The organism is Sphingomonas sp. UYEF23, from assembly GCF_040546165.1.
Taxonomy (GTDB): Bacteria; Pseudomonadota; Alphaproteobacteria; order Sphingomonadales; family Sphingomonadaceae; genus Sphingomonas; species Sphingomonas glacialis.
Genome location: NZ_JBEPNG010000016.1, coordinates 1 through 20,886 on the forward strand (window position 1 = coordinate 1; position 20,886 = coordinate 20,886).

Annotated in this window: 19 protein-coding genes; 11 read left to right on the top strand and 8 right to left on the bottom strand. The window is 66.9% G+C overall.

The window, feature by feature from the left end:
- Positions 1–95: 95 nt before the first annotated feature.
- The gene (locus ABIB28_RS17905; protein ID WP_354289419.1) at positions 96–710 is read left to right on the top strand and encodes an FAD-dependent oxidoreductase; all 615 of its coding nucleotides are present in this window, start codon (positions 96–98) and stop codon (positions 708–710) included.
- Here ABIB28_RS17905 and ABIB28_RS17910 read toward each other — a convergent pair.
- The 3 genes from ABIB28_RS17910 to ABIB28_RS17920 form a co-directional block, all read right to left on the bottom strand.
- Positions 707–1,636 (bottom strand): NAD(P)/FAD-dependent oxidoreductase, encoded by a 930-nt coding sequence (locus tag ABIB28_RS17910; RefSeq protein ID WP_354289420.1) that lies wholly within the window; start codon positions 1,634–1,636, stop codon positions 707–709. The two genes, ABIB28_RS17905 and ABIB28_RS17910, sit on opposite strands and share 4 nt — an antisense overlap.
- Positions 1,637–1,711: 75 nt before the next feature.
- Complete coding sequence (locus tag ABIB28_RS17915; RefSeq protein ID WP_133187797.1) at positions 1,712–2,137, bottom strand: fasciclin domain-containing protein; 426 nt, start codon at positions 2,135–2,137, stop codon at positions 1,712–1,714.
- 367 nt (positions 2,138–2,504) lie between these two features.
- A complete protein-coding gene (locus ABIB28_RS17920; RefSeq protein WP_354289421.1) occupies positions 2,505–4,544 on the bottom strand; it encodes a M3 family metallopeptidase in 2,040 nt (679 codons plus the stop codon).
- A gap of 244 nt (positions 4,545–4,788) precedes the next feature.
- Here ABIB28_RS17920 and ABIB28_RS17925 point away from each other — a divergent pair, with 244 nt between their 5' ends.
- Complete coding sequence (locus ABIB28_RS17925) at positions 4,789–5,835, top strand: glycosyltransferase (RefSeq protein ID WP_354289422.1); 1,047 nt, start codon at positions 4,789–4,791, stop codon at positions 5,833–5,835.
- On the opposite strand, the gene ABIB28_RS17930 is transcribed toward ABIB28_RS17925, so the two are convergent.
- From ABIB28_RS17930 to ABIB28_RS17940, 3 genes are read right to left on the bottom strand one after another with little or no spacing between them, the layout of a single operon-like run.
- Positions 5,769–6,680: a galactosyltransferase-related protein gene (locus ABIB28_RS17930; RefSeq protein ID WP_354289423.1), complete on the bottom strand. Its 912-nt coding sequence runs from the start codon at positions 6,678–6,680 to the stop codon at positions 5,769–5,771. The two genes, ABIB28_RS17925 and ABIB28_RS17930, sit on opposite strands and share 67 nt — an antisense overlap.
- Positions 6,677–7,837 (bottom strand): glycosyltransferase, encoded by a 1,161-nt coding sequence (locus ABIB28_RS17935; RefSeq protein ID WP_354289424.1) that lies wholly within the window; start codon positions 7,835–7,837, stop codon positions 6,677–6,679. The genes ABIB28_RS17930 and ABIB28_RS17935 overlap by 4 nt, the downstream gene beginning before the upstream one ends.
- The gene (locus tag ABIB28_RS17940; RefSeq protein ID WP_354289425.1) at positions 7,834–9,855 is read right to left on the bottom strand and encodes an HAD-IIB family hydrolase; all 2,022 of its coding nucleotides are present in this window, start codon (positions 9,853–9,855) and stop codon (positions 7,834–7,836) included. Before ABIB28_RS17940 ends, ABIB28_RS17935 begins: the two co-directional genes overlap by 4 nt.
- Before the next feature lie 363 nt (positions 9,856–10,218).
- Between ABIB28_RS17940 and ABIB28_RS17945 the strand changes: the two genes are divergently transcribed.
- From ABIB28_RS17945 to ABIB28_RS17965, 5 genes are all read left to right on the top strand, one after another.
- Complete coding sequence (locus ABIB28_RS17945) at positions 10,219–11,154, top strand: glycosyltransferase family 2 protein (RefSeq protein ID WP_354289426.1); 936 nt, start codon at positions 10,219–10,221, stop codon at positions 11,152–11,154.
- A complete protein-coding gene (locus tag ABIB28_RS17950) occupies positions 11,151–12,362 on the top strand; it encodes a bifunctional PIG-L family deacetylase/class I SAM-dependent methyltransferase (protein ID WP_354289427.1) in 1,212 nt (403 codons plus the stop codon). Before ABIB28_RS17945 ends, ABIB28_RS17950 begins: the two co-directional genes overlap by 4 nt.
- Entirely contained in the window at positions 12,359–13,321 is a 963-nt protein-coding gene (locus ABIB28_RS17955) for a glycosyltransferase family 2 protein (RefSeq protein WP_354289428.1), read from the top strand. The genes ABIB28_RS17950 and ABIB28_RS17955 overlap by 4 nt, the downstream gene beginning before the upstream one ends.
- On the top strand, positions 13,314–14,378 hold the full coding sequence (locus ABIB28_RS17960; RefSeq protein WP_354289430.1) for an acyl-CoA dehydrogenase family protein: 1,065 nt from the start codon (positions 13,314–13,316) through the stop codon (positions 14,376–14,378). The genes ABIB28_RS17955 and ABIB28_RS17960 overlap by 8 nt, the downstream gene beginning before the upstream one ends.
- Before the next feature lie 260 nt (positions 14,379–14,638).
- Positions 14,639–15,301 carry a TenA family protein gene (locus ABIB28_RS17965; RefSeq protein WP_354289432.1) on the top strand — a complete coding sequence of 221 codons (663 nt, stop codon included), beginning with the start codon at positions 14,639–14,641 and terminating at the stop codon, positions 15,299–15,301.
- A gap of 145 nt (positions 15,302–15,446) precedes the next feature.
- Here the strand turns inward: ABIB28_RS17965 and ABIB28_RS17970 are convergent, their stop codons facing one another.
- The gene (locus ABIB28_RS17970) at positions 15,447–15,839 is read right to left on the bottom strand and encodes a DUF1622 domain-containing protein (RefSeq protein ID WP_133187777.1); all 393 of its coding nucleotides are present in this window, start codon (positions 15,837–15,839) and stop codon (positions 15,447–15,449) included.
- Positions 15,840–15,891: 52 nt separating this feature from the next.
- The gene (locus ABIB28_RS17975; protein ID WP_354289433.1) at positions 15,892–17,367 is read right to left on the bottom strand and encodes a PAS domain S-box protein; all 1,476 of its coding nucleotides are present in this window, start codon (positions 17,365–17,367) and stop codon (positions 15,892–15,894) included.
- A 169-nt stretch (positions 17,368–17,536) separates the two neighbouring features.
- Between ABIB28_RS17975 and ABIB28_RS17980 the strand changes: the two genes are divergently transcribed.
- From ABIB28_RS17980 to ABIB28_RS17995, 4 genes are all read left to right on the top strand, one after another.
- On the top strand, positions 17,537–17,806 hold the full coding sequence (locus ABIB28_RS17980; RefSeq protein WP_189677354.1) for a GlsB/YeaQ/YmgE family stress response membrane protein: 270 nt from the start codon (positions 17,537–17,539) through the stop codon (positions 17,804–17,806).
- Positions 17,807–17,890: 84 nt separating this feature from the next.
- A complete protein-coding gene (locus tag ABIB28_RS17985) occupies positions 17,891–18,199 on the top strand; it encodes a hypothetical protein (RefSeq protein ID WP_354289435.1) in 309 nt (102 codons plus the stop codon).
- Between the two features lie 23 nt (positions 18,200–18,222).
- A complete protein-coding gene (locus tag ABIB28_RS17990) occupies positions 18,223–18,849 on the top strand; it encodes a general stress protein (protein ID WP_354289437.1) in 627 nt (208 codons plus the stop codon).
- A 315-nt stretch (positions 18,850–19,164) separates the two neighbouring features.
- Positions 19,165–20,886 (top strand): DUF1800 domain-containing protein, encoded by a 1,722-nt coding sequence (locus tag ABIB28_RS17995; RefSeq protein WP_354289439.1) that lies wholly within the window; start codon positions 19,165–19,167, stop codon positions 20,884–20,886.

Genomic DNA, 20,886 nt, shown 5'->3' on the forward strand with positions numbered 1-20,886 from the left:
CCCCCGACCAGGCAGCCAGGGGAAGATCAAAACATGGGTCACTTCTCAGTGGAAATTATGCGCCTCCCGGGTCAGCTCTCAGTGGAAATCAACACATGTCGCTGATGGTGATCTATTTCGGCTATCAGAAGCGCGACGGCGATCCCGACCTGCGCCACCACAACATCATCCTCGGCCCGCGCTACGAGGAACTGCTGACCGACATTTTCGAGCGCAAGATCCTCGCGGAAGACTTCTCGCAATATCTCCACATCCCGACGATGACCGACCCCAGCCTCGCTCCGCCAGGGCATCACGCGGCCTACACGCTGATCCCCGTCCCCAACACGCTCGGCGATGTCGACTGGGACGTGGTGGGCGAGGCCTTCGCGCAGAAGGTGCTGACCTTCCTCGACGAGCGCGGCTACATCCCCGACCTCGGCGAGCGGTTGGTCTATCAGAGCTTCGTCACACCGGATTATTTCGAGCAAGTGCTCGGCGCGTATGCGGGCAACGGCTTCGGGGTCGAGCCGCGGCTGACGCAGACGGCTTTCTTCCGCCCGCACAATCGCAGCGAGGACATCACCAACCTCTATCTCGTCGGCCAAGGCACGCAGCCGGGCGGCGGGACGCCGTCGGTGATGATGTCCGCGAAGATGACCGCACGCGAGATCGCGCGCGATTACGCGATCGATCCGGCGATCGTCGCGGGCGTCCCGGCAGCGCGCTAGGCTGGGCCGATCCGGTCGGCGAGCATCCGGCCGGACAGCCACGCGCTTTCGATCCGCGGCGCGAGCAGCCAGTCGCCGACCGCGCCGATACGCTTAGCGGGATTCCACAGCGCCCCGTGCTGTGTCGCCCTGACGCGCGCATAGCGCCAGCGGTGACCGATCCGGACGGTGGGCGGGGGCAGTGCGCGCGTGGCTTGGTCCGCCAGCGCGGCGAGCAAAGCGTCTACGACGCTCTCGGCCGCATCCTCGAGATGTAGGCGGGACCAGTCCGGCGTCGCCTGGAGCACCCAGGCTTCCCCGGCGCCGCGTCCGGGCTTGGCGCTGTTGCGGGCCGCCCAGCCAAGGATGCCGGTGTCGCGGAGAATGTCGGTTGCTATTGCGATCGGTTCGTCGAACGCCACCATCGCGGTCCAGCACGGTGCCGACGGGCACGCCTGCGCCATCGCCGCCATCGCGGGATCATGCGCGACCAGCAGCGGTGCTGCCTGCTCGGCAGGCGTCGCGATCACGACCGCGTCGAACGCCATGTCCGAAGCAGGGTCGAGCTTCCAGAACGCGCCGTCCTGGCGGATCGTGTCGACCTTGGTGGTCCAGTGGACGTCCAACCGTTCGGCGATGGCCTTGACCACCGCGCTCATCCCGGGCGTTCCGACCCAGGCATCGTCCCCCGCGCTCGGCCATGCCGCCGTGACGTTCGCGGCGGCCCACTGCGCGACTTGCGCGGCAAAGGCGGAGTCGCGTGCCGTGAAATATTGCGCGCCGTGGTCGAAGGCGACGTCGCCGTCGGGTCCCGGCGCGCGCCGCGTCGCCATCCGCCCGCCGGGCCCGCGCCCTTTGTCGAACATCAGGACGGTGTGGCCGCGGGCCTGCAGCGTTTCAGCGCAGGACGCCCCTGCGATCCCTGCGCCGACGATGGCGATCTTCATTCGAGTTCCCGTCCGATAGGCACGACGTGTGACACCGGCGGCGCTATAAAGACCAAGCGCCGCCGGTGTCGACGGTCAGGCCTTGGGCAAGATCACGGCGTCGATGACGTGAATCACGCCGTTCGTGCACTCGATGTCGGCAGTGACGACCTTCGCGCCGTCGACGGTCACGCCATTCGTTCCATCGACATGGACGGTCGCACCGCCGGCAGTGGCCGGGTCGAGCACCTGGCCGGCGACATCAGCCGCCATCACCTTGCCGGGAACGACGTGGAGGAGGAGGATCGCGGTCAGCTGGTCCTTGTTCTCGGGCTTGACGAGCGTCTCGACGGTCCCTGCGGGCAGGGCTGCGAACGCGTCGTCCGACGGCGCGAACACGGTGAAGGGACCGGCCCCTTTCAGCGTCTCGACAAGGCCAGCGGCAGTCACCGCGGCGACCAGGGTCGAGAAGGAACCCGCAGCAACGGCGGTATCGACGATATCGTGGCGTGGATCGGTCATTATGGAATCCTTTGGCTGGGCCTGTGTCGCGCCTGAAGTCAGTGCATACCGCCTCTTGCGAGTTGGTATCGCTGCGCTCCGACGCTGCGTCGCCTTCCCATAGTGACAGCGGACTCCCAATACGGGCTTTGGCCCATCTTGGCGTTCACCCCTACGAGATTGCCCCGCAGATGCGATCCCGCCGTCCCCTTGATGCTGCTGCGTTGGGTGAAGGAGCGGTCACGCGGTGCAATCCGTACGCCCCTGTAACACGCCGAGCGCGCGATGCCGCGCGCATCGCGTTCCAGCGCAGCGGAGCAATAAATCTCGAACGCGGCCTTTCTGAGATTGTCGAACGTAGCCGATCCGCCGATCGGCACCGGTGCGATCAGCCGTCGGTGTGCAGCGCCAGGCCATGACGGACGAGGATTGCCTGCGGGTCCGCATCGCGACCGCGGAAGGCGCGGAAGCTCTCTGCGGCTGGACGACTGGCGCCGCGCGAGAGCACCTCTTCGCGAAACAGAGCGGCGGTAGCGCGGTCGACCAATCCCGCCTCCGCAAAACGCTGGAACCCGTCCGCCGCAAGCACTTCCGCCCACAGATAGCTGTAATAGCCCGATGCATAGCCGCCGGCGAAGATATGGGTGAAGCCGTGCGGGAAGCGGTGCCATGCCGGTGGGCGGACCACCGCGACCTCGTCGCGCACCGCCTCGATCACCTCCATCGGGTCGCTGCCCAGCGTGCCCAGATGCAGCAGCAGGTCGAACAGCGCGAATTCCACCTGGCGGACGACGAACATGCCGGACAGGAACCGGCGCGCCGCCACCAGCGTGTCGAACACCCCGTCTGGCAACGGCGCACCGGTTTGGTGATGGCCCGACATGCCGCTCAGCACGTCGCGGTCCCAGGCGAAATCCTCCATCAACTGGCTCGGCAGCTCGATCGCATCCCATTCGAACCCGTTGGTGCCGGCAATGCTGGGACGATCGACGCGGGTGAACAAATGGTGCAGGCAATGCCCGGTCTCGTGCAGGAAGGTGACCACTTCCCGGTGGCTGAGCAGCGAGGGGCTTGCTTCGGTTTTCGGTGCGAAGTTGCAGACGAGATAGGCGACCGGCACCTGTCGGCTGTTGCCATCCTTCAGCCGCGGACGCGCCTGCGCCATCCACGCGCCGCCGCGCTTGCCGCTGCGAGCGTGCAAGTCGACATAGATGCCGGCGATGACTGCGCCATCCTCGTCCGTCACGTCGTAATAGCAGGCATCGGGATGATAGACGGGCACGTCGGCGCGCGCGATCAGGCGGATGCCGAACAGACGATCGAGCAGCCGCTGCCAGCCGGCGATGACGCGTCCGACGGGAAAATAAGCGCGCACCGCCTGCTCGTCGACGGCATAGCGCGCGGCGCGCAGCCGATCCGAGACATAGGCCAGATCCCAGGGTTGAAGCGCCGCGATCCCCAGATGGTCGGCGGCGTACCCCGCCAGCTCGGCATATTCGCGGGTCGCGGCAGGCTTCGCCCGGCGGCCGAGATCGCGGAGAAAAGCCAGCACCGCGCAGGCGTCGGGCGCCATCTTGGTGGCCAGCGACCACGCGACCGGATCGGTGAAGCCGAGCAACCGCGCACCCGCGCGCCGCAGTTTCAGGATCGCCGCGATCCGGCCCGAATTGTCGAACTGCCCCGCATGCGGTCCCTGATCCGATGCGCGCGTGCCAAATGCGGTATACATCCGCTCGCGCAGGCCGCGGTCCTCGGCGAACGTCAGGACGGCGTTCACGCTCGGCATCTGGAGCGTCACGACCCATCCGGGCAGTCCGCGCGCGGCGGCCGCGGCGGCGAACATCGCCGTGTCGGGCTCCGAAATGCCGGCCAACACGGCCGCATCCTCGACATGCTCGAACCAGGCGTCGGTCGCATCGAGCACGGCGTTGCCGAATGCGGTCGACAGGTGCGACAATTCGACCGAGATCGCCGCAAAGCGCGCGCGCTCCGCTGCCTCCAATGCGACGCCTGCCAAGGCGAAATCGCGGATCCTGTGCTCGACGGCGGCGCGGTCGGGATCCGCCAGCGCCGCGAATTCCGGGGTCGTGGTGAGCGCGACGAGCACTGCATACACCGCCTGATTCTGCATCACCTGCAGGCTGTTTTCGACCAACCTTTCCTGCCCGGCCACGAAAGCGGCGCGCAGTTCGGGCGTGTCGGCGACAGCGTGCAGGTGCGAAACCGCAGACCAGACCGCAGTGATCGCAGTGTCTGCCCGCTCGAGCGGCAACCATGCCTCGGCAAAGCTGCTCGGCTGCGTCGCAACGATCCGCGCAACCACCGCGCGATGGTCGGCGATGACCTTGTCGAGCGCGGGCGCAACGTGCTCCGGCCGGATATCGCCGAAACGCGGCAGGTCCAGCGTGTCGAGCAGAGGATTCGTCATCGTTTCATCCACTTCAGGTTTCAAACCATCAACGCGGTATCGACGCCGTCGGCGGCAATCGCACGGGCTTTATTTCCGGCGAGGAGGGGCTCGGCTGTCAGCTACGGTGGTGGGCACCAAAGCTCGATTGGGGTGTTTCGACCTGATGACCATCTCCGAGCCCGTCAACGCAAACCGTGCCGCCACTCACGGACGTGCGCCCTTGCGGATCGCCGTTATCGCGCATCTTCGTCATCCGATTGCAATGCCGTTCATGGGCGGCATGGAAGCGCATTGTCATCAGCTCGTCACAGCGCTGGTCGCCCGCGGCCATGAGGTCACACTGTTCGCCAGCGGCGACAGCGACCCCGCGCTGCCGCTTCACCCCATCGCCGAACGCCATTACGAGGCCGTGCTGCCGTGGGCGCAATGGCACGGAACACGCGACCTCACCGCATTCCAAGACGTCGCCTTCGGTCACGCCTGGGACGAGATCGCCGGAGGGGACTTCGATATCGTTCACAACAACACGATGCACCCGACATTGCACGTGCTCGCCAAGCGCGATCGCAAACCGATGGTGACGTCGCTCCACGTCCCTCCTTTTGCGGGCCTCGCCGACTCGATTGCGGCCAATATTGCGGCCTGGATGCTTCAGACGACCACGTCGCAGGCGCATCTGGCCACGTGGTGGACTACCCCGCCCGACACTGCATCGGTCGTCCATAACGGCATCGACACCGCACGCTGGCAATTCCGCTCGACCGGCAACGGTCGGGCGGTCTGGGCGGGGCGCATAACGCCGAACAAGGGCACCGCCGTCGCGCTCGAGGCGGCGCGTCTGGCCGGCATAGGCCTGGACGTGATCGGGCCGATCGACTGCATGGATTACTTCACCGATCACGTCGCACCGCTGCTCGACGAGGCCCGGGTCTATCATGGCCATCTGGGCGGTGAGGCGTTGGTCGATGCGATCGGCGCGGCATCGGTCTTGCTCTCGACCCCGATGTGGGACGAACCGTTCGGCCTCATCGCCGCGGAAGCGCTCGCGTGCGGCGTCCCCGTCGCAGCGCTCGATCGCGGGGCGATGCACGAAGTCGTGGGCGATTGCGGCGCGCTCGCGACCGACGCGGCGACGCTTGCCGAGGCTATCGGTCGCGCCCGAGCGTTTCCGCGTGCCGCATGCCGGGACCGCGTGACACGCGAGTTCTCGCTGACATCGATGCTCGACGGGTATGCAGCCGCCTATGCCGCCGCGATCGCGGGCGCGCGCGCCTCGAGCTGCGCCAGCACGACCGAGGTGCTCGCATAGGGCTGGTCGGCCTGCTGGCGGGTCAGCGCCAGATCGTCCTCGCCGACCTCCCGCAACCGAACATGCTCGCCATCGCGCAGCGTGATCAAGCCCATCAGCGTGAACGCCTTGAGCCAATGCTCCATCGTGAAATGCCCCCATTTGTCGCGGAAGCGCGCGGCGTTGGCGATCACGCTGTCGATATGGTGGACGGGCGGCATGTGGTGCGGGTGGTATTGATGATAGACTCGCGCGCCGCGCACCCAGTTGATCGGCACGCCCGCGGTCATCGCGACGCGCCCGAAATCGGTGTCCTCCCCGCCGTAACCGACATAGCGTTCGTCGAAACCGCCGAGTGCGACGAACGTCGCGCGCCGCATCGCGAAGTTGAGCGACCAAAAACAGCGATAGTCGGTGCAATCGCCCAGCGCCTCGACCGGTGGCCCCGCCCGGTCCGAATGCTTGACCCCGATCGCGGCGAACCGGTCGAAATCGAGCCCCTCTGCGGTGGCGCCCGACGGCAGGTACAAGACCTCCCCCATCAGCACGGCATCGACCGATCGCAACTGCGCCAGATAGTCCGCGACGAGCGACGGCTCGGGAATGCAGTCGACGTCGAGAAAGATCAGATACTCGCCATGCGCGGCCTGGGCGGCGGCATTGCGCGCCGATGCCAACGGGATGCCGTCGGCCCCCATCAGGATTTGCCGCACCGGAAACCGCGTCTCGGGCAAGTCATACGCTTCGTTTTGCATCACCGCGATCACCAACTCGTCGGGGGTTTGCGTCTGCAGATCGAGGGCACGGACGACGTTGACCAAATGCGCCGAGCGACCATGGGCGAGCGTACAGATCGAGACGGTCATGACAGGCTTTCACAAAGGAGCTGATCGACAGGGGCGAGTTCGGGCGATGGCGCGACCCGGGGCGGCGCCCAGGCCGAGTCCGCGACGCGCGACAGCCATGCGGCGACATCCCGTGCCGCATTGGCGTCGTAGAGCGCGCGTTGCCGCGACAGGTCGAGCGACGCAGCGTGCGCCCAGGCCTGAGTCCAGGCACCGACATGCGACGGCCAATGTTCGAGCATGGTCGCCGCGCCGGCGTGATCGAGCATCCGCGCTTTCCACAGCTGTTCGTCGAAATAGCGCCATTCGGGCACGACGATCCAGGGACGCCCGACCGCCGCTATCATATGGACCGTCGTATTACCGGCCGAGGAGACGACGCGATCCGCCGCCGCGATATACAGCGCCGGCGTATCGACCCACCCGAGATGCCGGAGGTTGCCGGGCGCCGTAGCGTGCCATTCGTGTTCTACCGACCCGATCGTCAGCCAGAGCACGTTTGGCTCGTCCCGCGCGCCGAGCGTGAGCGGGGTCGCGGGCGTGCCGCTACCCCCGCCCCCGGCGATCACGACGACGATCTCGGCATCGAGCGGCAGGCCAAGCGCAGTCCGCGCGGCGTCGCGCCCGATCGCGTCGACCGCAACCCCGACGCCCGGCGCATAGTGCGTCTTTGCGAGCATCCACGCCGGCCGCCCCGGCTGTTCGAGCGACGGCGCATAGGGTGCCAAGATCCCAAGCGCCGATTCATACGCCGCCATATGCCCCGGATCGCCGCGGTCGCCGTGCTGGAGGACGCTTATGCACGGGACCGATGCGATCCGGGCGAGCTGCGCGAGTTCGGCCGATACGTCGGTGATGAACAGTGCAGGCTGGGCGGTATCGAACCACGACGCGATGACCGCGACAGCGTGCGTGATGCTCTTCCAGCCGAGCGGCGCGCAATGGAGGTTCGCGGGCGTCGGTGCGTTTGCCAGACCGGCCGGCTCGTCGCCGACCGCTTCGAACAGCGACGGGATCGTGCGCACCGTGACGTTCGCGGCAAGCGGCGGGAAGATGTCGGCGCGCGCCGAGAAGAGCACCACCGGACGGTCAGCGGGCAAGGCATTGACGATCGCCGCGGCGCGCTCGGCATGGCCACGCCCCTGATGATGGACGAAATAGCCGATCGGCCGCGTCATGCCGCGCGCGCCATGGCAAAGGCGCGCATACCCTCGACGACGCCGGCGGCATGCGCGCGGCGTGCGAGATAGATCGTCGGACGCCCGATCAGTTCGGCAAGCTCGGTGCTGTAATTGGCGACGAGGATGCCGTTCTGGCACTGCGCGAGCATATCGAGATCGTTGCCGCTATCGCCGGCGGCATAGACCTGATCGGGTGCGACCCCCAAGGCGCGCGCCGCCCATTGCATCGCGGCACCCTTGCCGGCGCGCGTCGGAACGATGTCGAGCAGCCGCCCGTGACTGTGGATCACGCGCACCGGCAGATCTGCGACCACGCTGCGGATGGCAGCGACCACTGCGGGCTCCTCGGCGAAATAGCTGCGCTTGTGGCGGCGTTGCTCGACCGGCGGCTGGCGCTCGACGCCTGCAAGACCCGAGACGCGCGCATCGACCGCCGCCGGATCCCAGCCGCGATCGATGTGCGCGGCATAGTCGGCGTCCGCGACGAGCCGCGCGCCGTGACGCCAGTAGATTTCAGCGCCGACCGAGGTGATCAGGACGGCGGGCGCGGGTTGCCCCCATTCGCCGAGCAATCGCTCGGCTTCCTGCAGCGACCGCCCGGTCGCGACACCGAAGGCGAGGTTGGGTTCAGCCTCGAGATACGCCGCCATGCCGAGCGCGCCAACGGTGCACCCCGTCAGCGTATTGTCGATATCGCAGAGCAATAACCGCGAGGGGCGCGGTTTCGCCGGGGCGACCGTGGCAAGACCCTCGACGATCGCGACGAACCGCGCCGCATAGCCATGCCAGTCGAGCGCCCGCGCATTTACGCGTCCCGCGCTCGACGCCCGCGCCCATGCCATCTCGTCGTCGAGCAATGTGGTGATCGCAGCCGCGAAGCTCGCGGGATCGCGCGGATCGGCGACCATGCCGTGGCCCAGTCGCGCGACGATGTCGGCTGGCCCGCCGTGACACGTCGCCACGACCGGCAGCCCGTGCAGCGCCGCTTCGGTCAGCGTCAGTCCGTACGGTTCGGTCAGCGCGGGATTGACGAAGATGCCCCGCGTTTCGCGGGCAAGCGCGTAGAGCGCGGCAACATCGTCGGCGGTATGGCGCTTCGGCAGCGCCAGCGTCCCGTAAAGATCGTGGCGGTCGAGTCCGGCCAGCAGGCCCGCGATCACGCTGCGCTGTTCATCCTCGCCCGTGTGGGGGCCGTCGCGCAGACCCGCGACAATCACCAGATTGGCGCGATCGCGTAGCCCGGCATCGGCCGCGAAAAGGTCGATCAGCCCGCCGAGGTTCTTTTTGGCGACGGGCCGCGCGATCGCTAGAATCATCGGCTTGTCGGGATCGCGCAGGAACGGCGCGATCAACGCGCGGGCGCGGGTCAAATCGCTTGGCGTGGTCTGCGCGAGCCCGGCCCCGGGCGGGACACAATGGATCTTTGCGGGGCACGCCGCGGGATACGCCATCAGCTGCCGCTCGGCTTCGTCGCGCGAGGATGCAATGATCGCATCGGCGGCAGCGATCGCGCGGTTCTCGTCGGCGATCCGGGGCGCGATCGCCTCGCTAAGCCCCGTCGCATGGTTCGCCTTGTCGATGCCGAGCGAGTGCGCGGTGTAGACGAAGGGAATGTCGAACCGATCGCGCACCGCCGCCGCGACGTCGGCCGCGTCGGCGAAATGGGCATGGATCACATCGGGGCGCCGCTCGAGCGTCGCAATGTGCGCGATCAACGCTTCGGCGAAAGCGGGACGATCGGCCGCCGCAGCGCCCTTGCAGAGGTATTGCCGATCGGCGGTTCCGATGCGACGGATCGCGAGTTTTTCGGTGATCGGCTCGTACGGGACCGCATAGGCCGCGCCTAGGATCCTATCTTCGATCAAGCGCGTGACGATCTCGACCCGGTCGACATCGCCGCGCTGCGCCAACGCCTGGGCTGCCCCCAGCGCATAGGTGATATGTCCGCCGGTATCTTCGGTCAGGCCGAATTCAATGGGCGGGCCTTTAAGGCACCCGCCAAGGGCAATCGACATGATGAACAAGGGACGCAAAACCTCAAGTCACGGGATAGGTGCTCCTGCCGGAGCCGACCCCATTAACGCAGGGTTCATGGTGTGGTTGCGGATGCAAACCCCAATTGCCCTGGATTTTATATTGATTTGCATCAGCGCGAAGGCTCCTACTCTTTAGTGGGCGGGTATTTCGACGCATGACATCGCCCTGCACTCACGGCCTGAGGCGTCGAATTCGCGCGACACGCGTTCAGCGGTGATGTGGAGGTCGAGAATGCGCGCAGAAAATAAAATACCCAGAAGACCTGGGCAGAGTGGCATCGTCGAAATCGGGCACGATTGGATCCTTCGGACCGCTCTCATTTTCCCCGCGTCAGGTCGCCCATGCAAAGTCTCATAGCGATCCCGACCTACCAGCGCGCGCATCAGATCGTGCGTGCCGTCGAAGCGGCGTTGGCGCAATCGCAGCACGACGTCGGCGTCGTCGTGATCGACGATGGATCGACCGATGAAACCCAAGCCGCGTGTGCGCGCTGGTTCGGCCATCCCCGCTTCGGCTACATCAAGCTCGACCGGAACCTCGGGACGGCGGCTGCCAAGAATGTCGCGCTTGCGCTGCTTGCGTTCGATGCGATCACCTTCCACGATTCCGACGACATTCCGCATATCGACAAGCTGCTCCGCCAACAGCGCACGCTCTCGCGCACCGGTCTCGTCGCTGCCGATTGCGCGCCCTGGCATCTTGCAGGCGGCGGCCAGGTTGCGGATGCGCCGGCCGAGCTCGACCTGGTGCTGACCGCGCATCGCTTCGTCTCCGCGGATGGTCGCGCGGCGCGGATCGCCCGCACGCTGTCGCTGGTCGAGGATTTCTTTCCCAATCTGCAATTCTCCGCAGGGCCGCCCGGCGACTGGGTGCTGATCAACAGCGGGCTGTTCCGGCGTGATCTGTTCACCCGGATCGGCGGCTATGCCGAGAGCGTCGAGGAAGATCGCGACCTGCGGAACCGCGCGCTGATGGCGGGCGCGCATATCTGGTTCATCGACGATGTCCTGCTCGACAAATACGAGCAACCCGATAGCCTGACCGCAGCCACCGCGACGGGCTATGCGAGCACGCGGCGCAGAGACGATCGCGCCGCCTTATGGCAGAGGGTCGCCGACTGGCGTCCGGGAACCTCCCCCGCCCCGGTCCCGATCGATCTCGCCGACATGGGCATTGCGTTCGCGTCTTTGCCGAAACCCTTGGTCGTCGCGACCGACATCGCCCTGACGCCCGCGACGCGCGTCCGGCTCGACGCCATCGTGGCGGGGCTCGCATGAGCCAGTCGCTGCTCGTCATAGCGCCGCATGCAGATGACGAAATCCTGGGCGCGGGGGCGATCATGGCGCGCGCCGCGCAGGCCGGTGCGCGGGTTGCCGTCATCGTCGCGACCGACGGCGCGGCGTCCGACCCCGGGCGCGACGCCACGACCTTGGCGAGCCTGCGGCGCGAAGAATGCCGGGCCGGGCTCGAGCGCATGCTGGGATATGTCCCCGCGCTCCTCTTCCTCGACCAACCCGATGGCGGCCTGTCGAGCACCGCGATCCCCCGCCCCCGAATGGCCGCGCTCGGGGCATTTGTCGCTGAGGCGGCGCCGGATACGATTCTCGTCACCGATCCTGCTGACGGGCACCCCGATCACAAGGCCGCGTTCGGCCTCGCCAGCCGCATCGTCGGCTCGGGTACCGGCCGGGTGCTTCAAGTGATGCCGGTGAGCCAGCGAGTCGATCGCCGGTTCGACCCGACTGGCTATGACGCCATCCCGGTCGGGGATTTCGCTGCGCGCAAGCGGGCAGCCCTCGCCTGTCACCGGAGCCAGCTCGACCCGGTTGCGGGATTTTCGCTCGCGCCCGACATTTGCGACGCGTTCACCACGGTCGAATATGTGCGGACCGCCTATGACCGCCTCGACCGGAGCAACGACGCAGTTCCCGCGACGCATTTCGATTCGCTGTTCACGCAGTCGCCCGACCCGTGGCGCTATGACAGCGAGCCCTATGAACGCGATCGGTTCCAGCGGACGGTCGCCGCGCTGGCCGGGCGCCGCTATCGCTCCGCGCTCGAACTGGGCTGCGCGAACGGCGCGCTGACCGAGCAGCTCGCGCCGCTGTGCGACCGGTTGCTCGCGAGCGACGCTTCGCTGACCGCACTGAGCGCCGCGCGCGATCGCATCGGCGCGCGCGCGAATGTCGTGCTCGAGCAACGGACGATGCCGCAGGAGATGCCCGACGCGCGCTTCGACCTGATCGTCGCGAGCGACATGCTGTATTATCTCGGCCTCGACGGCGTTGTCGCGCTGATGGCCGCGATCGAGCGGTCTGCGACGCCCGATGCGCGCATCTTCCTGGCCAGCTATCTGGGCGAGACCGATACCGTCATCACCGGCGAGATGGCCGCCGAGATCGCGATCGCGCATCTTCCGGGCTGGACGCGGATCCACGCCGAACGCACCGATCGACTCAGGATCGACGTGATGGCCCGGGTATGATCAGCGATATCGTCGCCATCGCGATACCCGCTTACGATGAAGCCGACCGGATCGGGCGATGCCTCGACTCGCTCGCCGCGCAGGACGATCCCGGGCCGATCGTCGCGGTCGTCGTCGCCAACAATTGCAGCGATGCGACTGCCGCGATCGCGCGCGCGCCGCGCGCAATCCAAGTCGAAGTCGTCGAACACGCCTTTGCCGATCACGAACGCGGCGCGGGTGCTGCGCGGCGCATGGCGATGGCGCAGGCTGCGCAGCTTGGGACGATCGTGCTCACCACCGATGCTGACTGCGTTGCCGATCGCGACTGGGTCCGCGCGCATCGCGCGGCCTTTGCGGGCGGCGCCGATGCGGTGGCGGGGCGGGTCAGCGCGGACTGGTCGGAATTGTCGCTCCACCCCGTGCCTGCGCTGCGGATCGGCGAGCTCGAATGGACCTATCTCGGCCTGATCGCCGAGGCCGAGCCGCTTTTCGACCCGCTCGTGCACGACCCCGCCCCCCGCCACGCCCAACGCTGCGGCGCAAATCTTGGCATAACGCGCGCGATGCTCGAGCGGGTCGGCGGGGTGCCCGCGCTGGCGACCGGCGAAGACCGCGCGCTGCTGTCCGCGGTCGAGCTGGCGGACGGTCGCATCCGCCACGATCGCGCGCCGCATGTCACGGCCTCGGCTCGCTTGGTCGGACGCGCCGGCGGTGGCATGGCCGACGCGTTGCGCCTGCGGCTGGCGGCCGACTATCTGTGCGATGACCAGCTCGTGCCTGCCGATGCGCTGGTTGCGATGTGGCGAGCGCGTCATGCCGCGCGCGCCGCATGGCGGGCCCACACGGCGGATCGATCGACCTTCGGCGCCACGTGGGCGGCGACCGTGCGCAAATCGCATATCGCCCCCCGGCTGCGCCCGGCCGACCTCCCTGCCGAAATCGACCGCCTGCGCGACTGGATAGCCTCGAATGCCTGAGACGATATTGGCCGATGATCTGCTCGCGGCGATCCGCGCCGGCGACGAAGCGCTCGATCGCGGTTTGCGCGGGCCGACACGCGAACTCGCGCTGCTCGCCGACGCCGGTTTGCTCTCGGCGCCCTTGCCGGTGGATCGTGGTGGCCGCGGTTGGGGAACGAGCGCGTCAGGCGCAGAGCCGATGCTCGCCTGTTTGGCGACGTTGGGCGGCGCAAGCCTCCCGCTTGCGCGGATTTACGAAGGGCATGTCAACGCGATCAAGCTCGTCCTGCGCCATGGGGACCGGAGCCAGCAGGACCGGGTCTGCGATGCGGTCGTCGCGGGCGCGATCCTCGGCGTCTGGGGCGCGGAGCGCGATCAGCCGGTCAGCATCGACGCCGACGGGCTGCTGACGGGGGTCAAGACGTTCGCCTCGGGGCTCGGCGACGTGACGCTCGCCATCGTCACCGCGCGTGTCGCCGATGGGTTGCGGATGGTGCTGACCGACGCCACCGATCCCGCGCGCGGCGAAATCCTCGATTGGGACGTCGACGGCATGGTCGGCAGCCAGTCGGGCCGGTTCGAGTGTACGGGGCTCCCGGCGGGGCCGGCAGACTGCCTCGGCGCGGTCGATGCGCTGTTCATCGAGCCCGATTTCAACGGCGGAGTGTGGCGGTTGTGCGCTTGCTATGCGGGCGCGATGGAGCGGTTGGCGCGCTTGACCTCCCGCCAGGTGGGCCGGACAGGCAGTTGCGGCGACCCGCTCGCCGCGCATCGGCTCGGGCATCTTGCGATCGAGGCGAAGGGCGCCGCATTGTGGGCCCGCGCCGCCTGCCTCGCGGTGGAAACCCCGCAAGCGCCCCCGGGCGAGGCGGTGGCGACCACCTTGTTCGCGCGCGAAGCGATCGAGCAAGCCGCAACGCGCCTGCTGGCGCTGGTCGAGCGCATCAACGGCACCGCGATGCATCGCCGCGGCAGCGAGATCGGTCGGCTGTCGCGCGATCTTCGCCTGTATCTCCGCCAGGCCGATCTCGACGGGAAACTACGCGTCGCGACGGCGGATTGGTTCGTCGCTTAGCCAAAATCGAGCTGCCGGACGGGCTTCGGCGCGGTCGGGACACCGGTCACGGTGCCCTACTAGAGACCAGCCGACAAAGTTCGATGACGGACTCGAGGCAGCCTTGCCAAGCGTGCACTAGCCGCGGTCCGCGCCGCAATACGAACCTGCGCTATGACGGGAATGTCCCGGCGCGCCCCGGTCTGCTGCCGCAATCGGCGAGTGACGGCGGGCGCATCAGCCTGCATGGCGGTTGCAAGACTTTCCGGGAGGATCCTACGATGAGCTTTTGCGACGCGGTATGGGAAGACGTTGCCCCGCTGCGACAGTCTATCCTCGCGCAGCCGTTTCTCGCAGAACTCGCCGACGGATCGCTCGCGCCCGACAGCTTTCGGCATTACATCGTGCAGGACAGCCTGTATCTGGCCGAGTACGCACGCGTCCTGGCGATCGCCGCGGCGCGCTCGCCCAGTGCTGCGGCTCGGCTCGAATTTTCCGACGGCGCCAAGGTTGCGGTGCAGGTCGAGGAAATCCTGCACCAGACGTTCTTCGAACACTTCGATATCACTCCCGCGATGGTGGCCATGAGCGAGCCAAGCCCGGTCTGTCTCGGCTATACCGGATACCTTGCGAGCCTCGCTGCCACGCGGAGCTACGAGGAACTGATCGCCGGGATCCTGCCGTGCTTTTCGGTGTATTGGGAGGTTGGATGCGCGATCAAATCGATCGCCGGATCGCCCAACCCGTACGAGGCGTGGATCACCACCTATGCCGACCCCGGGTTCGGCGAAGCAACGCGTCGGGTCAGCGCTTTGGTTGACCACGCCGCAAGCCTTGCGACGCCATCGGTCCGCGCGGCAATGGCCAAGGCTTTTCGTACGGCCACCCGCTACGAATGGATGTTCTGGGATTCCGCCTATCGGCAGCTCGACTGGCCGATATAGCATCTCGATTACGCGCGCCCCTTGGCGTCGATACGCCCTTCACCCCGTCGGAGTCTGTTGGCTGACCCCGACCATCTGCCAGCGCTCGGCCGCGTAATCTGCTGTTCTACGGTTCGCTGCGTGCGAAATCGACCCGCCAAAGTGCTTAGCCGGGCGAGGTAGGGCCTTCCCGCTCGCTCCGGTCGCGGCCGGCGCGCTGCCAAGGCCAGCAGCCTTCGATCTCGGTCTCGAGCGAGAAGCTGAGAAAGGTCCGGATCACGATGATGCCGCCGAGCAGCGCGACGCTCTGGACGGTGAGCGGTGCGGTGATCGTCGAGATGATGTCCGCTCCGACCAGCAACTCGAGCCCGAGCAGGATCCCGCGACCGAGGTTGGACCTGCAGTCCTGATAGGCGGCCTGCCACTGGCCACTGCGCGCTCCCGATCGCACGAACAGGACCGCCGCCAGCGCGACCCCGCCGATGATGATTCCGACGCCGACGAGTTCGAGCAGCTTGGCGAGCTGATCGACGAAGGCGTGCGCCCCTGCGGTGTTCATCCCATACCTCCGCGCGGGTTCAGGTCGCGCCTTTCGAAAGACCGCGTCGCGCTCACCCTTCGATGCCCCGTTCGCGTGCCCAGACGATCGCCGCACTGCGGCGGTTGACGCCGATCTTCGCGTACAACCGCGCCACATGGTTGCGCACCGTGTTGCGCGACAGCGCGAGCTTTTCCGCAATGCCGCTATCGTCGACGCCCTGGCAGATCAGTTCGAGCACCTCTCGCTCGCGCGGGCTGATATCGGCAGCATCCTTTTTCACCAGTGCCGCACCGCGCGGGCCGCGGAGCGTCGCCAGCTTGTCCATGATCGAGCGACTGAGCCAATTGGCGTCCTTCATCACCGCCTCGATCGCCTCGACCAATTCCAGCTCGCTTCGCCGACGCGCGCTGATGTCCTGATAGAGCCAGAGCACGCACTCGTCGCTGCGCACGCTGATCCGTTCGGCCGAGACGATGCAGTCGACCGGCGCGCCGTCCTTGCCGATCACGCGGACGTCATGCCCGCGAAAACCGCTGCGCGACACGATCTCCGCCTCCAGCCCCTCGCGCTGCGCGGCGTCGTTCCAGAGCTGCAGATCGTCCGCGACCCTGCCGATGGCATCGTGCCCGGAATAGCCGGTCAGGCGCCGGAAGGCGTCGTTAACGTTGATGATGCGATAGTCGTCGCCCTTGGTCACCACCATCGCGACGGGCGCCATGTCGAAGACCGTCGCGAAGTGTTGCTCGCTGGTCTCCAGTGCTCGCTCCGCCCGGCGGCGCGGCTCAAGATCGGCGAAGGTGAACAGCAGGCACGGATCGTTTTCGACCTCGATCGGCTGGCCGGCAAGGATGACGAGCTTGGTCGATCCGTCGGCGAGCGGCAGCTCGGCCTCGAGCTGCGGGATGACCTTGCCCGCCGCGACGCAGTCCTTGACGTGGTCGCGCCGATCGACGTTGGCCAGCAGGTCGAGCTCGAACAGGCTGCGACCGACGATGTCGCCGCGATGATAGCCGCCGAGATCGAGGAAGCCCTGATTGGCGCGGACATAGCGCTGGTCCGACACGCGGACGATGATCGCGGGTGCGGGATTGGCCTGGAACATCGCCTCGAAGCGGTCCTCTGCGTCGAAGCGCTCCGACACGTCGTGGATGACGAGCGCCAGGCAGTCGGGTTCGCCGCCATCGTCGTCCATCGCGACGTCGCGCACTTGGTGGACCCAGCGCGGCGTGTTGCTGCCGAGCGGCGCGACCTCGACGATCAGGTCGGGGAAGCTCTCGCCCGCGAGCAAGCGCACGAGCGGATATTCGCGGCGCGGCAGGCGGCGCTGGTCGCGGTAGCGCAGGCAGAAGCGCTGCGCATAATCGTCCGCCGTCGCGCCCAGATCCTCGACCGTGTCGATCCCGTGCATCTCCAGCGCTGCGGCATTGGCGCTGAGGATGACGCCGGTCGGGTCCATCAGAATGACGCCGGCGAGCAGACTTTCCATCAACTGCTCGAGATGATGGAGCGTGGGACCGTGAACGGGGTGATTTGCGGAAGGGGTCATCGTGTCGAAGCGCAACACAGCGCTGCAAGTTCCCTCGCCAGCGCGGCAATCTACCAATCGTGCTGATGCGAAACAACCAAGCCGAGCCGTGGCCGCGGAAGGCGGAACCGGAACATCGACGCCTTCCGCTTGGTTTTAGTCGCCTTACCAAAACTGGAGGGCTTTACCTATGAACCTTATCATTCTTCTCGTCGTCGGCGGCCTCATCGGCTGGGTTGCCAGCATGATCATGCGGACCGACGGCCAACAGGGGATCATCCTAAACGTCGTTGTCGGGATCGTCGGCGCGCTGCTCGCCGGGTTCATCATCACCCCGCTCATCGGCGGCGCGTCGATCATGGATGGCGCGATCAATATCCAGTCGATCCTGGTGTCGCTGCTCGGCGCGGTCGTGTTGCTTGCGATCGTCAACCTTCTTCGTCGCGGCACCGTTCGCTGAGGGACAACGCGGCGATCCGGCTCCGGATCGCCGCGGCATTTTTAGGATCGCGGTGCAGTCGGCACCGATCACAGGAGAGCAATCGTGAAGCGTATCATTTTGGCCGCCGCCGCCGTCGCGGCATTGTCGTCGAGCGCGCTCGCTCAGTCCGGGCATCCCGGATCGCACAACCCAGCCATGAAGGACAGCGACGTCGGTCATGTCGCGACCCCGGCAAGCGGCAGCAATTCGTTCACCGAAGCGCAGGCCCGCGGTCGGATCGCCAAGGCTGGTTATGCCGGCGTCTCGAAGCTGGCGAAGGACCGCGACGGCGTCTGGCGCGGCGTGGCGATGCGCCATGGCAAGCGGGTGCAAGTCGGGCTCGACTACAAGGGCAACGTTACAACCCGCTAAGCGACACCTTCAGGAGAGACATCATGACCAAGACCATCACCCGCCTGTTTGATAGCTATGCCGACGCGACCAATGCGGTGAACGAGCTCGAGCGGCTTGGCGTCCCGCACGACGACCTCAGCATCATGGCCAACTCGCGCGACCATACCGACCGTGACGGCACGACCGGCATCGACGACGTCAATGACGACGGTGACGTGACGCGTGGCGCCTCGACCGGCGCGCTGCTGGGCGGCGCGGGCGGCTTGCTCGCTGGCCTCGGTCTGCTCGCGATCCCCGGCCTGGGTCCGATCGTGGCGGCGGGCTGGCTCGCGTCCACTGCGGTCGGCGCTGGCATCGGCGCGGCCGGTGGCGCAGCAACCGGCGGGGTCGTCGGGGCGCTGAAGGAAGCGGGCCATACAGACGAAGAGGCAAACGTCTATTCCGAGGGCGTACGCCGCGGCGGCACCTTGGTCAGCGCTCGAGTCGACGATGCGCTCGTTGCAGATGCCGAGGCAGTGCTTCAGCGCAACAAGTCGGTCGAGGCCACCGCGCGCGGCGCCGCCTATCGCCAGTCGGGCTGGAACAGCTTCGACGACACGGCGCCCGCCTACACCGACGACGACGTTGCGGCCGAGCGCGCGCGCTACGGCAACACGTCGAGCCTCTGAGAGCGCAGACGGTCCGTCCTTTACGGGACGGACCGTACTTGCAGCACCAAGCCCCAGGCATGTCCTCTCGGTCGTGCTGATCAGCGTCCCGCTACCAGTCCGCCCCCTCACCCTGTTGGGGCGTTTGAAGCTGGTCTGCCTTGCCTCGGCCTCTGACCCGCGATCAAATATGACGTTTTTCGTTTCATCGCGCAGTCGAGATCTGGTGACGTTGCGCCACAACCGCCGTTAGGCCTGTCATGATCTTTCGAGCGCATGGCACTTGCGCGAACCCGCATTCCAGGCGCAAAGACAGGGCGTGGTGGGGTGATGGTAATGCGAATTTCGGACACCGTGTTGTTGCCGCGCCCTAGCGACGATCGCGTTGCGGATGCTGATTTCGACTCAGGTGGCATCGATCGATCGTCTCTGCTCAAGACGATCGCTGCCCTGACCCCCGCCGTCGCGCTGGCGGCATGTGGCGGCGATGGTGGCTCCAGCGCATCCAGCAGCAGCCCGCCGCCCCCGATCGTGGTGGCGCAAGCAATCACGTCCAGCCAGGCGAGCCGCTTTCTAGCGCAATCAACGATGGGTGCGACGCGCGGCATGATCACCGAGGTCGTGTCGTCCGGTTTCGATGGCTGGTTGACGGCACAGTTCGCGCGAGCCCGGACGACGTCGCATTGGGACTGGCTGGTCGCAAACGGTTACAATGCCGCCGCCAACATCAATAGCCAAACCGGCTTCGATCCGACGATGTGGCGTGGGATGATTTCCGACCCCGACCAGGTGCGCCAGCGCGTCGGCATGGCGTTGCTCGACATGCTGGTGGTCGGCATCGACGGGGTGAACGTCAACTGGAAGGCGTTTGCGACGGCCGCCTATGTCGACGTGCTGCTCGACAACGCCTTCAGCAATTATCGCCAGATCCTTGGCGCGATCACCACCAATCCCGCGATGGGATCGTTCCTCACCTTCCTCGGAAATCGCAAGGCCAATGCGACGACGGGATCGCAGCCCGACGAGAATTACGCGCGCGAGCTGATGCAGCTGTTCACGCTGGGGCTCTACCAGCTCAACATGGACGGCAGCATCAAGACCGCGAACGGTGCCCCGCTCGAGACCTATACCCAAGCCGACGTCTCGGGCCTCGCGCGCGTGTTCACCGGCCTCTCGCTCGCCTCGAGCAGTACGACCACGCCCGATGTCTACCGAGCCCCGCTGGTGATGAACGCGGCGCTCAACGAGACCGGGAGCGCCAGCTTTCTCGGCACCAGCGTGTCGGGTGGCGGCATGGCGGCGGTCAACACCGCGCTCGACACGATCTTCGCGCATCCCAACGTACCGCCCTTCGTCTCGAAGCAGCTCATCCAGCGATTGGTCACGAGCAATCCCTCGCCGGGCTATATCGGGCGCGTGGCGGGAGTGTTCGCCGACAACGGCAAGGGCGTGCGCGGCGACATGCAAGCGGTGCTCCGCGCGATCCTGCTCGATACCGAGGCGCGCAGCGACGCCACACTGAGCGCGACCGCCGCGGGCAAACTGCGCGAGCCCGTGCTGCGACTGACGAGCTGGGCGCGCGCTTATGGTGTCACATCGCCGTCTGCCGCCTGGGCGATCGGCGACACGTCGAGCACGACGACGCGGCTCGGCCAGTCGATGGGCCGCAGCCAGACGGTCTTCAACTGGTTCCGCCCCGGCTACACCCCGCCCGACACCGCGATCGCCACCGCCGGGCTCGTCGCACCCGAGTTCCAGATCACCAACGAACAGTCCGTCGTCGCCTATGTCAATTTAATGCAGACGCTCGTCGCCAGCGGGATCGGCGACGTGAAGGCCGACTATACCGACATCCTGACCAAAGCATCGGATAGCGCCGCTCTGGTCGACGAGGTCAACACGGTGCTGGCGGCGGGGCAATTGTCCGCGACCACCATCGCTTCGATCAAGAGCGCGGTGGATAGCATCGCGGCGACCGCGACCAACGGAGCGAGCACCCGTGTTCAGATCGCGATCCTCCTGGCGCTTGCGTCGCTCGATTATCTGACGGTGAAGTGA

Coding starts and splice junctions, on each gene's coding strand:
- ABIB28_RS17905 (WP_354289419.1), top strand. CDS start 96: ATGTCGCTGATGGTGATCTATTTCGGCTATCAGAAGCGCGACGGCGAT.
- ABIB28_RS17910 (WP_354289420.1), bottom strand. CDS start 1,636: ATGAAGATCGCCATCGTCGGCGCAGGGATCGCAGGGGCGTCCTGCGCT.
- ABIB28_RS17915 (WP_133187797.1), bottom strand. CDS start 2,137: ATGACCGATCCACGCCACGATATCGTCGATACCGCCGTTGCTGCGGGT.
- ABIB28_RS17920 (WP_354289421.1), bottom strand. CDS start 4,544: ATGACGAATCCTCTGCTCGACACGCTGGACCTGCCGCGTTTCGGCGAT.
- ABIB28_RS17925 (WP_354289422.1), top strand. CDS start 4,789: ATGCCGTTCATGGGCGGCATGGAAGCGCATTGTCATCAGCTCGTCACA.
- ABIB28_RS17930 (WP_354289423.1), bottom strand. CDS start 6,680: ATGACCGTCTCGATCTGTACGCTCGCCCATGGTCGCTCGGCGCATTTG.
- ABIB28_RS17935 (WP_354289424.1), bottom strand. CDS start 7,837: ATGACGCGGCCGATCGGCTATTTCGTCCATCATCAGGGGCGTGGCCAT.
- ABIB28_RS17940 (WP_354289425.1), bottom strand. CDS start 9,855: ATGTCGATTGCCCTTGGCGGGTGCCTTAAAGGCCCGCCCATTGAATTC.
- ABIB28_RS17945 (WP_354289426.1), top strand. CDS start 10,219: ATGCAAAGTCTCATAGCGATCCCGACCTACCAGCGCGCGCATCAGATC.
- ABIB28_RS17950 (WP_354289427.1), top strand. CDS start 11,151: ATGAGCCAGTCGCTGCTCGTCATAGCGCCGCATGCAGATGACGAAATC.
- ABIB28_RS17955 (WP_354289428.1), top strand. CDS start 12,359: ATGATCAGCGATATCGTCGCCATCGCGATACCCGCTTACGATGAAGCC.
- ABIB28_RS17960 (WP_354289430.1), top strand. CDS start 13,314: ATGCCTGAGACGATATTGGCCGATGATCTGCTCGCGGCGATCCGCGCC.
- ABIB28_RS17965 (WP_354289432.1), top strand. CDS start 14,639: ATGAGCTTTTGCGACGCGGTATGGGAAGACGTTGCCCCGCTGCGACAG.
- ABIB28_RS17970 (WP_133187777.1), bottom strand. CDS start 15,839: ATGAACACCGCAGGGGCGCACGCCTTCGTCGATCAGCTCGCCAAGCTG.
- ABIB28_RS17975 (WP_354289433.1), bottom strand. CDS start 17,367: ATGACCCCTTCCGCAAATCACCCCGTTCACGGTCCCACGCTCCATCAT.
- ABIB28_RS17980 (WP_189677354.1), top strand. CDS start 17,537: ATGAACCTTATCATTCTTCTCGTCGTCGGCGGCCTCATCGGCTGGGTT.
- ABIB28_RS17990 (WP_354289437.1), top strand. CDS start 18,223: ATGACCAAGACCATCACCCGCCTGTTTGATAGCTATGCCGACGCGACC.
- ABIB28_RS17995 (WP_354289439.1), top strand. CDS start 19,165: ATGCGAATTTCGGACACCGTGTTGTTGCCGCGCCCTAGCGACGATCGC.